The following is a 13,585-nucleotide window of genomic DNA, read 5'->3' as shown; positions in this document are numbered from 1 at the left end:
GCTTCAACCTGCCTCCGCCTTCGCGCTCACCACATCCGCGAACGACTTGAAGAACTCTCCTGCGAGCTTCGTTGCGGTCGAGTTGATCAGCCGCGCGCCAAGCTGGGCGAGCTTGCCGCCGATCTGGGCGTCGACATCGTAGTGCAGCACCGTGACGTCGGCGCCCTGGGACTCCAGCCGCACGAGCGCCCCGCCCTTGGCGAAGCCTGCGACACCACCAGAACCTTCGCCGGAGATGCGATAGGCGTTCGGCGGATCGAGATCGGAAAGGGTCACTTTGCCGCTGAACGTCGCCTTCACCGGGCCGACCTTGAAAACCACCGTGGCTGTCATCTCGTTCGGCGCGGTCACATCGAGCGACTGGCAGCCCGGGATGCACTGCTTCAGCACGGCGGGATCGTTCAGCGCCGCCCACACCTGCTCGCGCGATGCGGGGATACGCTGGCTGTCGTTCATCTGCATGATCGGCTCTCACTCTCTGCTGGCTGACTGATGGGCGGCACGCTGGCCGCGCCGCCGTTCCACGGTGATCTCGGCGAGGATCGACATCGCGATCTCCTCCGGCGTGATAGCACCGAGATCGAGGCCGGCCGGTGCCTTGAAGTCGTCGATCGCAGCGGCGCTCGCGCCCTCTGCAAGGAGTTTTGCGCGGAGCGAGGCCATCTTGCGGCGGCTGCCGACGAAGGCGTGATAACAGGCCCTGGTTGCGATCGCGGCGCGCAAGGCCGCCTCGTCGCCCTTGCCTTGCGTCGAGACCACGACGAAGCGGTTGGCGTCGTTGAGATCGCCGAGCCGATAGCCGTCGATGATCGCATCGGCATCCGGCTGCGCGGAGAGATCAGCGGCGGGCGCGGCGATCGTCACGTGGTAGCTCAGCACACGCGCCTGCGCCGCGAGCGACAGCGCCACCGGGCTTGCGCCGAGGATCACGAGCGAAGGATGCGGCAGCACAGGTTCGACGAAAATATCCATCGTGCCCTTGCTTGGGCACATATTGCTGGCGAAGCGGATGCCGTCCCGGCTCTCGCCCGCGACGACACCGAGCTCGGCCAGCAAATTCTCCGGCCGCACCGAGACCATGCGCGGCTCGCCGTCGGCCAGTGCCTCGCGCGCCGCTTTCAGCACGGCCCCCCTGGCGCAGCCGCCGCCGATCCAACCCGCGACGATGGTGCCGTCGGCCGCGATGATCGCCTTCGCGCCAGCCTTCGCCGCGGTCACCGACACCGTGCGCACCACCGTCGCGAGCACGAAGGCACGCTCGGTGGCCTTCATCTGCGCCACTAGTTCCAGCACTTCGACAGGAGCGGTCATTGCAACATCCCTCAGAGCTTTGCCAGATAGGGTTCGAGCGCACGCAGGCTTTGCAGCGAATTCGCCGGCGCATAGAGATCGACATGCGGCAGCGCGGCCTTGATGCCCCGCGCTTCCGGCGCATAGCCTTCCCAGGCCATCATCGGATTGAGCCAGACGATGCGGCGGCAGCGGCGGCGCATCGCAGCCATCTCGCGACCGAGCAAAGCGGCATCGCCGGTCTCGTAGCCATCGGAGACGATCATCACGCAGCTGCGCGAATGGATCACGCGCGAGGCATGCCAGCGATTGAAGGTCTGCAAGGACTCGCCGATCCTCGTGCCGCCGCCCGCGCCTTGCGCCATGATCGAGAGCCGGTCGAGCGCACGGCCGGCATCCTTCTCTTTCAACGCATCCGACACGTAGGCGAGACGCGTGTGGAACAAAAACGCTTCGGCCTCGCGAAACTGATCGAGCACGCCATGGATGAAGCGCAGAAAGACGGAGGTGTACATGCTCATCGAGCCCGATGCATCGAGCAGCACGATCAGCCGCAACGGCTTGTGCTTGCGCCGCCGCTTGACGAGGCTGATCGGCACGCCGCCATGGCTGATATTGCGGTGGATGGTGCGGCGGAGATCGAGCCGATAGCCGCGCCGGCGCGCCAGATCGCGCCTGGTCAGGCGCGTGCGCATGGCCTTGGCGAGCTGCGCGGCGGCCTCGTGCGCCTGCGCGACCTGGTCGGGATCGCCAAGCTTTCTGAAATCGACCTCGGCGAGATTTTCTGCGCGTGAAGAACCCTCCATACGGCCTTCGCCGGAGCCCCCCTCAGGCGCGTCGTCCGAAGAGCAAAGCTGATCGGTCAGGAGCTGGCCGCCGCCCTGCTCAGCAGACCTGTCCTGAAAGCTCTTCAGCGATGGATTGCCGGCACCCGGCGTCGACCCAACCGTGCGAGAGCGCGAGCGTACGCGCTTGCCGAGCCAGAACGCGTCGAACAGCCCATCGAACTTGTCCCAATCGGACTTTCGCGCCGAGAACAAATGCTTGAATGCCGCGCGTAGCAGGCCCGGCCGCGCCGCGTAGCCCGACGACAGCAGGGTTGCCGCGTCCTGCCCTTCGGCGAGCCCGACGCGGAAGCCGGCATCGCGCAGCGTGCGCAGGAACGCGGTAAGCCGAGCGGAAACGAGGCGCGAGACCGCGTTGAGATCATCATAATCGGGGCTGGAGCCGCAGCAACTCATGCGACCCTCCCGAGCAGGCGTTGCGTCACTTCCGGCGTGACGCGGGCGCGGTCCTCATGAGTCTTCAACAGGCAGACCAGCGTCTCATGCACGGTCTCCGGCGCGCCGTGAAGATCGCGGACATCGAGACCGACGAGGGCCGCCGCCCAGTCCAGCGTCTCCGCGACTCCAGGCACCTTACGCAGCTCCTCCTTGCGCACGCCTTCGACCATGCGCGCGATCTGAAGCGACAGCGACGGGCTCGCGCCGGAGACGCGCGTCAGGATGATGCGGGTCTCGCGGTCGACATCGGGATAGTCGACATAGTGATAGAGGCAGCGCCGGCGCAGCGCGTCGGAGAGCTCGCGGGTGCCGTTCGAGGTCAGCACGACATGCGGGATCGTGACGGCGGGGATGGTGCCGAGTTCGGGGATCGAGACCTGGAAGTCGGACAAAAGCTCGAGCAGGAACGCTTCGAACTCATCGTCCGCGCGGTCGATTTCGTCGATCAGCAGCACCGGCGCCTGCCGTCTTCGGATCGCGGCAAGCAAGGGCCGCTCCAGCAGGTATTTTTCCGAGAACACCTGATCCTCGATGCTGTCGCTGCCGCGATGCGCCTGGATCGCCAGCAGCTGGCGCTGGTAGTTCCACTCGTAGAGCGCGGAGGATTGGTCGAGCCCCTCGTAACACTGCAGGCGGATCAGCTCGGTCGCATGCACTTTTGCCAGCGCCTTCGCCACCTCGGTCTTGCCGACGCCCGCCTCGCCCTCCAGCAGCAGCGGACGCCGCAGCATCTGCATCAGCGAGATCGCGGTTGCAAGATCCGCATCGGCGATGTAGCCGGATGCGGCCAGCGCCTGCGCGATCTCGTCACGATTTTTCATCTCCGGCCTCCTCCGTCATTGCGAGCGAAGCGAAGCAATCCAGGAATGCGTCCGCGGAAACAGCCTGGATTGCTTCGTCGCTTCGTTCCTCGCAATGACGATGCGGTCAAATCACGCCACCGCTCCGAGCTGCTTCGCCGCCTTCCAATTGCGCCAGAAATCATGCGGCATCTGGATATGCGTGGACCCTAAGAACGAGAACGCGTCGTTGACGGCATTGGAGAAGGCCGGCACGCCGCCGACATTCGGGCTCTCGCCGACGCCCTTGGCGCCGATGGGATGATGCGGCGACGGGGTGACGGTGAAGTCGGTCTCCCAATGCGGCGTCTCCACCGCTGTGGGCATGAAGAAGTCCATGAACGAGCCCGTGACGACATTGCCGACCTCGTCGTAACGGATCTCCTGACCCATCGCGATGGCGAAGGCCTCGGTGAGGCCGCCATGCACCTGCCCCTCGATGATCATCGGATTGATGCGGGTGCCGCAATCATCGAGCGCATAGAAGCGCCTGACGTTGTAGACGCCGGTATCGACGTCGATGTCCATTACGCAGAGATACGCACCAAAAGGATACGTCATGTTGGGCGGATCGTAGTAACTCACCGCCTCCAGCCCGGGCTCCATGCCGGGCGGCACCGAATTGTAGGCTGCCCAGCAAATATCCTTCATCGACATGAATTTCTCCGGCAGGCCCTTCACCCGGAAGCCGTCGATGTCGAATTCGAGATCGTCCTCGTGGACCTCGAGCCTGTAGGCCGCGATCATCTGCGCCTTGGCCTTGATCTTTCGCGCCGCCATCGCGATGGCCGCGCCCGCCACCGGCGTCGAGCGCGAGCCATAGGTGCCGAGCCCGTAAGGCGCGGTGTCGGTGTTGCCCTCCTCCACCATGATGTTGTCGGCGGGAATGCCGATCTCGGTCGCGATGATCTGGGCCCAAGTGGTCTCGTGGCCCTGGCCCTGGCTCTTGGTCCCCATGCGGGCGATGCCTGCACCGGTCGGGTGCAGGCGGATCTCGCAGGAGTCGAACATGGCGATGCCGAGGATGTCGCAATTCTTCGACGGTCCGGCGCCGACGATCTCGGTGAAGAAGGATACCCCGAGCCCCATGATCTCGCGGGTCTCACCGCGCGCGAACGCCGCGCGTTTGTCGGCCTGTTCCTTGCGGAGCGCGGCGTAGCCAGTGGTCTCCATCATCTTGCGCATGGCGGTGTGATAGTCGCCGGAATCGTATTCCCAGCCCAGCGCCGAATGATACGGAAACTGCTCCGGCTTGATGAAGTTCTTCAGCCTGAGCTCAGCCGGATCCATGTTGAGCTTCTGCGCCAGAATGTCCATGGCACGCTCGATGCAGTAGGCCGCCTCCGTGACGCGGAACGAGCAACGATAGGCCACCCCTCCAGGTGCCTTGTTGGTGTAGACGCCGTCCACAGCCAGATGCGCGGTCGGGAAGTCGTAGGAGCCGGTGACGATGTTGAAGAAGCCGGCCGGCCATTTCGACGGATCGGCGCAGGCATCGAACGCGCCATGGTCGGCGAGCACGTGCACGCGCAGTCCCGTGACCTTGCCCTCCTTCGTCGCGGCGATCTCGGTGGTCATGTGGTAGTCGCGCGCGAATGAGGTCGCGGTCAGGTTCTCGATGCGGTCCTCGACCCATTTCACCGGCTTGCCGGTGACGATGGAGGCCACGGCCGCGCAGATATAGCCGGGATAGGCACCGACCTTATTGCCGAAGCCGCCGCCGATATCAGGCGCGATGACGTGGATCTTCTGCTCCGGCAATTTTGCGATCAGCGACACCACGGTGCGGATCACATGCGGAGCCTGAAACGTGCCGTAGATCGTCAGCTCGCCCTTGATCTTGTCGAAGGAGCAGACGCATTGGCAGGTCTCGAGCGGTGAGGGATGAGTGCGATGATAGGAGATCATCTCCTTGATCGTCACCTCGGCCTTCTTGAAGGCGGCATCCGTCAGCTCCTTGTCGCCCACCGTCCACTCGAAGATATGGTTGTGGTGCTTGCGCGGGCCGTGCGCGCCCGACGTCTTGCCGGCGAGGTCCTCGCGCAGCACCGGCGCATCCTTGTCCATCGACTTGAAGGGATCGACCAGCGGGGCTAGAGGCTCGTATTCGACGATCACCTTGTTGATGCCGTCGTCGGCCGCATAGCGGTCGGTGGCGACGACGAAGGCGACCTCCTGATTCTGGAACAACACCTTGCCGTCGGCGAGCACCATCTGCACGTCGCCGGCAAGCGTCGGCATCCAGGCCAGGTTGACGGTCTTGAGCGTCTCGGCGGTGATCACCGCGAGCACGCCCGGCACTTTCAGCGCCTCGCTGTCGTCGATCCTTTTCACGCGGGCATGCGGATGCGGCGAGCGGACGAAATCGCCATGCAGCATGCCCGGCAGCTTGACGTCGTCGACGTAATTGCCCTTGCCTTGGGTGAAGCGGATATCCTCGACGCGCTTGCGCTTGCAGCCCATGCCTTCGAGTGCGGCACTGCGTTGTTCCCGCGTGGGAGTCATGTCGTTCATTCTGCGGCCTCCCGGAATTCTACGCCGTTGATCTTGGCGCTCGCGTATTGAATGGCTTTGACGATGTTCTGGTAGCCGGTGCAGCGGCAGATATTGCCTGATATGCCCATCCGGATCTCCTGCTCGCTCGGCGAAGCGTTTTCTTTCAGCAGCCGATGCGCGCGCATGATCATGCCGGGCGTGCAGAAGCCGCATTGCAGGCCGTGCATCATGCGGAAGCCCTCCTGCAGCGCCGACAGCGTGCCGTCGGCATTGGCCATGCCTTCGACCGTGATGATGTCGCTGCCCTGCGCCTGCACGGCGAACATGGTGCAGGATTTGACGGACATGCCGTCGATATCGACGGTACAGGCGCCGCAATGGGTGGTCTCGCAGCCGATATGGGTGCCGGTCATCCCAAGGTTCTCGCGGATGAAGTGCACCAGCAGCGTGCGCGGCTCGACGAGGCCTTCGACCTCTGCGCCGTTCACCTTCATGGTGATGTGTGTTTTGGCCATCGATCCCTCCCCTTATTTCGCGTTGGCAGCGGCGCGTTGCAGCGCGCGTGTCACCATGATGCCACCGACATGTTTTCGGTATTCGACCGGGCCGCGGGCGTCTGCCGCCGGCGCCATGATCGCTGCAGCTGCTGCGGCAGCCGTCTTCAGCGTAGCCGCATCAAGGCTGGTGCCGATCACGGCGGCGGCCGCGTCAGCGGCGAGCAGCGGCGTCTCGTGGACATTGGTGAGGCCGATCGCGCAGGTCGCGACCTTGCCACCCGCCATGGTGAGGACGACGGCGGCGGCTGCCGTGGCGTAGTCGCCGACCTTGCGCTTGAGCTTTTCATAGGCGTAGCCGTGACCGGCTGCGGGCACGGGGATCGAGACGGAGGTGAGGATCTCACCGGGCTCGAGCGCGGTGAAATAGGCGCCCTGATAGAAATCGGCTGCGGCGACATCGCGCGCACCGCCGGTCCCTTCGAGGCGGTAGCTCGCCCCCAGCGTCATCATCAGCGCAGGCATGTCGTTGCCGGGATCGCCGTTGGCGACATTGCCGCCGATCGTGCCGCGATAGCGCACCTGCGGGTCGGCAATCAGAAGCGCCGCCTCATGCAGGATCGGCATCGACTTGGCGACGTCCTCGGACGCCAGCAGATCATGCTGGGTGGTCATCGCCCCGATAACCAGATTATTGCCGGAACGGCTGATGCCCTTGAGGGCGGGGATGCCGTGCAGATCGATCAGATGGGCGGGGGTGGCGAGCCGCAGCTTCATCATCGGCACCAGGCTGTGCCCGCCGGCCAGTGGCCGCGCCTCCTCGCCGAGGTCGGACAAGAGTTTGACGGCATCGGCGACACTCGCCGGCCGGTGATAGCTGAATGAGCCCGGGATCATCATCTCCTCCCCTAATCGTCTCTGCGCGCGTGGCGGCGCGGACGTTGGAGAGGACGGTCACTCCGGACCGGGCTGCCCCGCAATCATTGGGGCACCAGAGCGCGCTTTTTGCACGAATTGCGGGTGCGGGCGCACGAATTGCGTCAGCTTAGGCGACGTATGACGGCGCTTACGCCTGCCGCCGGTTCGCCAGCCCCAGCCTCGCCTTCACCTCAGCGATCTTGGCCCGGCTCACGGGCACCCTATGCGGCGACGGGCCATCGAGCTCGAGCACGGCGCCGTCACCCTCTTTGCGGACCAGCGCGACATGGGGGATGGCAACGATATGACTGCGGTGCACCCGCAGGAACAACGAGGGATCGAGCTGCGCCTCGGCTTCCGAGATCGACCAAGGGCACATCCGCTCCCGGGTACCGTCGTGAACGCGCGTGTAATGCGCGTCGGCCCGGACGCTGCGGACATTGGCGGTGTCGATAAAATGCGTGCCGTCGGCGCTCTCGACCGGCAGCCGGGGTACCGGCGCGCGCGGCGGCTGGCCGAGGCCGCCGAGCGGCGCCACCGGGCGCGGAGCTGCGGCCGACGCCACCATCGGCTCGGCGCTGGTCGGTGGTGAAACCGGCTCCGCAGCCATGGGCATCTGCCGTCGTGCATCCGGAACGAGCGATAACAGGAAGCCTGCAGCGATGACGAAGCACAGCACCGCAACGATGATCGACAGGATTTGCTGCGACGCAGCAAGGCCGCCGCCGGCATGGTGGTGCGCAGCGCCAGTCAGCGGCTCGAAATGCATGCCCATCATCGCGGTGTAATGCATGCCCGAGACCGCGACGCCGAAGACGATCGAGCTGACGATCAGGCGCACACCCTCCTGCTGCGCCAGAAAGGCGCGCAGGCCGCCATAGGCGGTGACAATGGCAACCAGGATCGAGAGCAGCACCATCGAGGGGTCGTGGACAATGGCAAAGGACCCGGCCAACCCATGAATGCCGACGTAATGCATGCTGGCGATGCCGACGCCGAGCAGCACGGCCGACGACGCCACCCGCTTCAAGCTGGGCTCGCCGATTGAAACAAAGAAGAGCGAGATGCCGACCACCAGTGCGCAGATCAGGAACGAGATGATGGTGGGCAGAACCAGATAGACCGTGTCGGGCGGGAGCGGCGCGGCCAGCATGCCGACGAAATGCATGGTCCAGATGCCGACCGCCAGAAACGCGGCCGCCCCCGCCAGCAGAACGCGGTTGCTGACGCCAGGCGTGTTGCGGATGCGAGCAGCAAGCGCAAAGCCGGTATAGCCACCCAGACTCGCGATCGCCACCGACAGCGCGACGAGAAAGGGATCGTGTCCTTCGAACATGATCTTGCCGGCCGTCCGTCTCCACGGCACGGCCTCCTCCCGCCGCCGACTTTATAGGGACGGCGGCGGGATTGACAATCAGCGGCGTGTGAAGGGACCGCTACACAATTCCCGCTGCGACCTGGCCGCGCAGGCGCTCCAGGCCGTGCAACGTCTCGGCACAGGCGGCCGCGACTTCGATGCCCTTGATGGTGAAGTGCCTGCGGAAGAAATCGTAGTGCACTTCGGTCTCGTGGAATTGCTGTGGCGTCAGCACCGCCGAGAACACCGGCACCTCGGTGCGGAGCTGCACGTCCATCAGCGCCTTGATCACGGTGTCGGCGACGAATTCGTGGCGATAGATGCCGCCGTCAACGACCAGGCCGGCAGCGACGATGGCGGTGTAGCGCCGCGTCTTGGCGAGGACCTGCGCGTGCAACGGGATCTCGAACGAGCCCGGCACCTCGAACACATCGACATGGGTGAGGTGACGCGCCTCGGCCTCCTTCATGAAGGCGATGCGGGCCTCCGCGACCACGTCGCGGTGCCAACAGGCCTGCACGAAGGCCACCCGCTGCGGTTTTGCAAAGCGCGGATGCTCGGTCGTCGTTGGAACCGGCGGCTGGGTCTGGGAAGTGTCTGTCTGGGGATCTTGCAACATCTGATTCATGGCTTTCCTCTTCAGGACCAGAATCAGGGCACACGGAACGACAAACAGCCGCACCTTGCGATGCGTCTGCCACCGACCGTTCTCTTTCATCCGGACTTTAACCGTCGGCTTCGGAGTTGCACCGAATCTGCTGACCCTTCCCGCGGGAAAACCCTTTTTCAGGATCTCCTTGGGAAGGCGCTCGCGGGCTTGGGCCTTTCGGCCCTTACCGCCGGTGGGGACTTTCACCCCGCCCTGAGAACATCGGCCGCCCGGGATTGAGCGACCTGGTTCGGACTATGCCGCCGGTGCGGGGCAGCAGGCAAGCGCGTTCCACCCCAAAAAACGGCATGGTCCCATGCCGCCACAGACGTTCTCTCCCCAATTGGGCGCTCAAGGGACTGAATTAACGATTGAGCCGAGGGCCGCTCGATCCGATTCCGATTTGTTCTCAAATTAATAATTTTGTCCGAGATGAGCTGTGGACGAACGAGTCCTGACTTGTGGACGGACTCGGGACCCAGTTGCGCAGATTCCGCAAATCACATCAGTTGATCCGCGACAGGCCGCGCCGGTCGGAAGGAGATCGCAACAGCGAATCCCGAGATCGACGACGTTTAGGGAGCGCGCGCCGGACCCAACCGCGTGCGTATCAAAGACAACAAGAAGGCAAGAGGTCGAGACGGCATGTCCCTGCTCGAAGGCAACATCGATTCCCGAAATCACCCGCTCGCGGTGGTCGAGGATATCGCTGCCAGCAACAACTGGCCGTTCGAACGCTCCGGCGAAGACGAACTGACCATTGTCTCGAAAGGGCAATGGACCGACTACCAGATTTCCTTCACCTGGATGGGTGAGATCGAGGCGCTGCATCTGGCCTGCGCGTTCGACATGAAGATTCCGCTCGCGCGCCGGGGCGAGGTGCAGAAGCTCGTCGCCGCCGTCAACGAGCAATTGTGGATCGGTCATTTCGACCTGTGGATCAACACTGGCATGATCATGCACCGCCAGGCCCTGGTGCTGCCCGGCGGCCTCACCGCCTCGACCGCACAATGCGAAGCCATGCTCGCCGGCGCCATCCACGCCTGCGAGCGTTACTTCCCGGCATTCCAGTTCGTGGTGTGGGCGGGCAAGACGACGGCGCAGGCCATGGACGCTGCGATGTTCGATACGGTGGGCGAGGCGTAGGGCTCTCGTGACATAGGCGAGAGCCGCAGCTCCCTCGGCTCGTCATCCCGGCGAAAGCCGGGATCCATACCGCGTGATATCTCTTGTGGCACGCGGCTTGTTGCGATCACCTTCATCCACTAGAACCGCCTGTGGTTATGGGTCCCGGCCTTCGCCGGGACGACACCCATTTTGTAGTGACCACAATGGCAAACAGCACTCTCCAGAACATCACCGGCACCATTCTGCTTGCCGGCGCCGGCAAGATGGGCGGCGCCATGCTGACCGGATGGCTCGCCGGCGGGCTCGACCCGCGCCGCGTCGCGGTGGTCGATCCGCAGGTCTCGCCCGAAATCAGCGCGCTGGCCGCCAAAGGTGTTGCGCTCAATCCCGATGTGAAGGCGGCGGGTCCGGTCGAGACGATGGTCGTCGCGGTGAAGCCGCAGATGTTCCGCGAGGCCGGCGCCAGGCTGAAGTCGCTCGTCTCGGACAACACCTCGGTAGTCTCGATCATGGCGGGAACCACGATCGCCTCGCTCGAAGAAATCTGCGGCGGCGCCGTGGTGCGCGCGATGCCGAACACGCCGGCTGCGATCGGCCGCGGCATCACGGTCGCGGTTGCGGCGAAGAATGTCAGCACCTCGCAGCGCGCGGTGGCCGATGCATTGCTGCGCGCGACCGGCTCGGTCGAATGGGTCGAGGACGAGAGCCTGATGGATGCCGTGACCGCCGTGTCCGGCTCCGGGCCCGCTTATGTATTCCTGCTCGCCGAAGAACTCGCGCGCGCCGGCGTCGAGGCGGGATTGCCCGAGGCGCTGGCAACCAAGCTCGCGCGCGAGACCGTCGCCGGCTCCGGCGAATTGCTGCACCAGTCCGACCTTCCATCCGCGACGTTGCGCCAGAACGTCACCTCGCCCGGCGGCACCACCGCCGCGGCGCTCGGCGTGCTGATGGGCGAGCCGGGCCTGCGCGACCTCATGATCCGCGCGATCGCCGCGGCGACGAAGCGGTCGCAGGAATTGGCGAAGTAACGCGCAGCGACCGCTGCTATGCTCCCAGCCGCTTGTTGAACATCTCGACATTGACGAGCCCGCGCGCGTGGCGGCCCTCGCCGAGCTTGCGCGTGCCCTCGAATGCCTCGACTTCGAAGCGGATCACGCGGCGCTCGACCGCGACGACCTTTGCCGTGGTCCGAACCGTCGCGCCGACAAGAGCGGCCGCGAGATGGCGGATGTCGACCTCGGTCCCGACAGTGACCCAGCCCGGCTGCAGCGCCGCGCGAATCGCATCCCCCGACGTCATCTCCATTTCCAGGATCATCATCGGCGTCGCATAGACCATCGGCATGCCGGGCACGAAATGCCCGACCGTGCGTTCCACCGGGACCACCAGGGTGCGCCCGGCGCTCATACCGATCTTGATGAAATCACGTGCGTCCATCGACGTCTCACACACGGTGTCGTCCCGGACAAGCGCGCCCAAAGCGCGCGCCGATCGGGGATCCATAGCCACAGGACATCGTGGCTACGGAGACTCGGAGTTATCCCGTCATCACATAACCACTCCCTGTGGTTATGGATCCCGGATCTGCGCTGACGCTTGTCCGGGATGACAGTTGTGGTTGGCGCTAGAACAGTGCCTATTTCTTCGCCGCCGCGGCGCGCTCCACGAAGGTCTTGCCGCCCTTCATCTTGTGACGGAGCGGGGCTTCGTTGATCTGGATGACGACGGCATCGGCGTCGACGCCGAGATTCTTCACCAGCGCCTGCGTGATGTCGCGCATCATGCCGGCCTTCTGCTCGTCGGTGCGGCCTTCGGCCATGCTGACGGTGATCTCAGGCATTGTTGTCTCCCTGCTGTCGCGATGACCGGGCACACCCCGGCCGTTCATGAAGGTGCGCATCAAACAGGACAGAGATGCCCGGGACAAGCCCGGGCATAAAGACCGGCCGGAATAGCTATCCCCACTTTACGTCATGGCGCGCCAGAACCTCGCGCACCTTCGTGACGAGATCGGCTTCGCTGCAGGAGAACTGGGCGGGACGCGTCTCGCGCCATTCCTGGTTGGAGGCGATCGCGGCCGCGGCCTTGGCGCCCTCGATCAGATCCTTGATCTGCAGTTCGCCGCGCGCCTTTTCATCCGAGCCCTGGATAATCACGCAAGGCGAGTTGCGGCGGTCGGCATATTTGAGCTGGTTGCCCATGTTCTTGGGATTGCCGAGATAGAGCTCGGCGCGGATCCCGGCGGTGCGCAGCGACGCAACCATCTTCTGGTAGTCGGCGACGCGGTCGCGGTCGAACACGGTGACGACGACGGGGCCGACCTCAGGCCGAGTATCGAGCTTGCCGAGCAGCGTCAGTGCGGCCTGCAGGCGCGACACACCGATCGAGAAACCGGTCGCCGGCACCGGCTCGCCGCGAAAGCGCGAGACGAGGCCGTCGTAGCGCCCGCCGCCGCCGACCGAGCCGAAACGCACGGGGCGCCCCTTCTCGTCCTTGGTGTCGAGCAGCAGTTCGACCTCGTAGACGGGGCCGGTATAGTATTCGAGGCCGCGCACGACGGATGGATCGATCTTGATGCGGTCGGCGCCATAGCCCGAAGCCGTGACCAATTTGGCGATTTCTTCCAGCTCGCTCACGCCGGCCTGACCGACCTGGCTCTTGGCGAGGTAGATCTCCGCGGCGGCAATGGCTTCTTTCCAGTCCTCGCGCGGCTTCGTGATGGCGAGAACGACGTCAGCCTCCGCGGCGCTCAGATTGGCGCCCTTGGTGAAGTCGCCCTTGCCTTCTTCGCCGCCGTCCCAGCGGCCGGGACCGAGCAGCTTGCGCACTTCATCTGCGGAAAACTTGTCGAGCTTGTCGATCGCGCGCAGCACGGTCAGACGGCGAGCCGCATTCTCCTCGCCCGCGAGGCCGATGGCTTCGAGCACGCCGTCGAGCACCTTGCGGTTGTTCACCTTGACCACGTACTGGCCGCGCGCGACACCCAGCCCTTCCATCGTATCCGCGGCCATCATGCAGATCTCGGCATCCGCCGCCGGCGTTGCCGAACCGACCGTGTCGGCATCGAACTGCATGAACTGACGGAAGCGGCCGGGGCCCGGCTTCTCGTTGCGGAAGACATAGCCGACGCG

14 protein-coding genes and 1 riboswitch are annotated in these 13,585 nt (G+C 64.8%); of the genes, 2 read left to right on the top strand and 12 right to left on the bottom strand.

Annotated features, from left to right (window positions below):
* Window positions 1-3: 3 nt before the first annotated feature.
* From G8O24_RS31930 to G8O24_RS31890, 9 genes are all read right to left on the bottom strand, one after another.
* Complete coding sequence (locus G8O24_RS31930) at window positions 4-462, bottom strand: SRPBCC family protein (protein WP_188106310.1); 459 nt, start codon at window positions 460-462, stop codon at window positions 4-6.
* A gap of 9 nt (window positions 463-471) precedes the next feature.
* Window positions 472-1,311 carry an XdhC family protein gene (locus G8O24_RS31925; protein ID WP_188106308.1) on the bottom strand — a complete coding sequence of 280 codons (840 nt, stop codon included), beginning with the start codon at window positions 1,309-1,311 and terminating at the stop codon, window positions 472-474.
* A gap of 11 nt (window positions 1,312-1,322) precedes the next feature.
* Window positions 1,323-2,531 (bottom strand): vWA domain-containing protein, encoded by a 1,209-nt coding sequence (locus G8O24_RS31920; protein WP_188106307.1) that lies wholly within the window; start codon window positions 2,529-2,531, stop codon window positions 1,323-1,325.
* Window positions 2,528-3,394: an AAA family ATPase gene (locus tag G8O24_RS31915; RefSeq protein WP_188106305.1), complete on the bottom strand. Its 867-nt coding sequence runs from the start codon at window positions 3,392-3,394 to the stop codon at window positions 2,528-2,530. The genes G8O24_RS31920 and G8O24_RS31915 overlap by 4 nt, the downstream gene beginning before the upstream one ends.
* 111 nt (window positions 3,395-3,505) lie before the next feature.
* Window positions 3,506-5,926: an aerobic carbon-monoxide dehydrogenase large subunit gene (locus tag G8O24_RS31910; protein ID WP_188106303.1), complete on the bottom strand. Its 2,421-nt coding sequence runs from the start codon at window positions 5,924-5,926 to the stop codon at window positions 3,506-3,508.
* On the bottom strand, window positions 5,923-6,423 hold the full coding sequence (locus tag G8O24_RS31905) for a (2Fe-2S)-binding protein (protein WP_188106301.1): 501 nt from the start codon (window positions 6,421-6,423) through the stop codon (window positions 5,923-5,925). Before G8O24_RS31905 ends, G8O24_RS31910 begins: the two co-directional genes overlap by 4 nt.
* 12 nt (window positions 6,424-6,435) lie before the next feature.
* A complete protein-coding gene (locus G8O24_RS31900; protein ID WP_188106299.1) occupies window positions 6,436-7,299 on the bottom strand; it encodes an FAD binding domain-containing protein in 864 nt (287 codons plus the stop codon).
* A 169-nt stretch (window positions 7,300-7,468) separates the two neighbouring features.
* The gene (locus G8O24_RS31895; RefSeq protein ID WP_188106408.1) at window positions 7,469-8,656 is read right to left on the bottom strand and encodes an MHYT domain-containing protein; all 1,188 of its coding nucleotides are present in this window, start codon (window positions 8,654-8,656) and stop codon (window positions 7,469-7,471) included.
* 100 nt (window positions 8,657-8,756) lie between these two features.
* Complete coding sequence (locus G8O24_RS31890; RefSeq protein ID WP_188106297.1) at window positions 8,757-9,305, bottom strand: 6,7-dimethyl-8-ribityllumazine synthase; 549 nt, start codon at window positions 9,303-9,305, stop codon at window positions 8,757-8,759.
* A gap of 74 nt (window positions 9,306-9,379) precedes the next feature.
* A riboswitch (FMN riboswitch) is annotated at window positions 9,380-9,551 on the bottom strand.
* A 420-nt stretch (window positions 9,552-9,971) separates the two neighbouring features.
* Between G8O24_RS31890 and G8O24_RS31885 the strand changes: the two genes are divergently transcribed.
* Together G8O24_RS31885 and proC are read left to right on the top strand one after the other, a co-directional pair.
* A complete protein-coding gene (locus tag G8O24_RS31885; RefSeq protein WP_188106295.1) occupies window positions 9,972-10,472 on the top strand; it encodes a type III secretion system chaperone family protein in 501 nt (166 codons plus the stop codon).
* 185 nt (window positions 10,473-10,657) lie between these two features.
* The gene (gene proC / locus G8O24_RS31880) at window positions 10,658-11,482 is read left to right on the top strand and encodes a pyrroline-5-carboxylate reductase (protein ID WP_188106293.1); all 825 of its coding nucleotides are present in this window, start codon (window positions 10,658-10,660) and stop codon (window positions 11,480-11,482) included.
* Between the two features lie 16 nt (window positions 11,483-11,498).
* Here the strand turns inward: proC and G8O24_RS31875 are convergent, their stop codons facing one another.
* From G8O24_RS31875 to G8O24_RS31865, 3 genes are all read right to left on the bottom strand, one after another.
* Window positions 11,499-11,891 carry a thioesterase family protein gene (locus G8O24_RS31875; RefSeq protein WP_188106291.1) on the bottom strand — a complete coding sequence of 131 codons (393 nt, stop codon included), beginning with the start codon at window positions 11,889-11,891 and terminating at the stop codon, window positions 11,499-11,501.
* Window positions 11,892-12,090: 199 nt separating this feature from the next.
* Window positions 12,091-12,294 (bottom strand): tautomerase family protein, encoded by a 204-nt coding sequence (locus G8O24_RS31870; RefSeq protein ID WP_008144861.1) that lies wholly within the window; start codon window positions 12,292-12,294, stop codon window positions 12,091-12,093.
* Between the two features lie 115 nt (window positions 12,295-12,409).
* Window positions 12,410-13,585 (bottom strand): histidine--tRNA ligase (locus G8O24_RS31865; protein ID WP_188106289.1); only part of this gene is annotated, 1,176 nt, incomplete at its 5' end.

Source organism: Bradyrhizobium campsiandrae, assembly GCF_014529705.1.
GTDB lineage: Bacteria > Pseudomonadota > Alphaproteobacteria > Rhizobiales > Xanthobacteraceae > Bradyrhizobium > Bradyrhizobium campsiandrae.
The sequence above is the reverse complement of the archived record's forward strand: the minus strand, read 5'-3'. Positions and strand labels throughout refer to the sequence as shown.

Bases quoted from the DNA above. Each gene is read 5' to 3' on its own strand.
- G8O24_RS31930 (WP_188106310.1), bottom strand. From the start codon at position 462: ATGCAGATGAACGACAGCCAGCGTATCCCCGCATCGCGCGAGCAGGTG.
- G8O24_RS31925 (WP_188106308.1), bottom strand. From the start codon at position 1,311: ATGACCGCTCCTGTCGAAGTGCTGGAACTAGTGGCGCAGATGAAGGCC.
- G8O24_RS31920 (WP_188106307.1), bottom strand. From the start codon at position 2,531: ATGAGTTGCTGCGGCTCCAGCCCCGATTATGATGATCTCAACGCGGTC.
- G8O24_RS31915 (WP_188106305.1), bottom strand. From the start codon at position 3,394: ATGAAAAATCGTGACGAGATCGCGCAGGCGCTGGCCGCATCCGGCTAC.
- G8O24_RS31910 (WP_188106303.1), bottom strand. From the start codon at position 5,926: ATGAACGACATGACTCCCACGCGGGAACAACGCAGTGCCGCACTCGAA.
- G8O24_RS31905 (WP_188106301.1), bottom strand. From the start codon at position 6,423: ATGGCCAAAACACACATCACCATGAAGGTGAACGGCGCAGAGGTCGAA.
- G8O24_RS31900 (WP_188106299.1), bottom strand. From the start codon at position 7,299: ATGATCCCGGGCTCATTCAGCTATCACCGGCCGGCGAGTGTCGCCGAT.
- G8O24_RS31895 (WP_188106408.1), bottom strand. From the start codon at position 8,656: ATGTTCGAAGGACACGATCCCTTTCTCGTCGCGCTGTCGGTGGCGATC.
- G8O24_RS31890 (WP_188106297.1), bottom strand. From the start codon at position 9,305: ATGAATCAGATGTTGCAAGATCCCCAGACAGACACTTCCCAGACCCAG.
- G8O24_RS31885 (WP_188106295.1), top strand. From the start codon at position 9,972: ATGTCCCTGCTCGAAGGCAACATCGATTCCCGAAATCACCCGCTCGCG.
- proC (WP_188106293.1), top strand. From the start codon at position 10,658: ATGGCAAACAGCACTCTCCAGAACATCACCGGCACCATTCTGCTTGCC.
- G8O24_RS31875 (WP_188106291.1), bottom strand. From the start codon at position 11,891: ATGGACGCACGTGATTTCATCAAGATCGGTATGAGCGCCGGGCGCACC.
- G8O24_RS31870 (WP_008144861.1), bottom strand. From the start codon at position 12,294: ATGCCTGAGATCACCGTCAGCATGGCCGAAGGCCGCACCGACGAGCAG.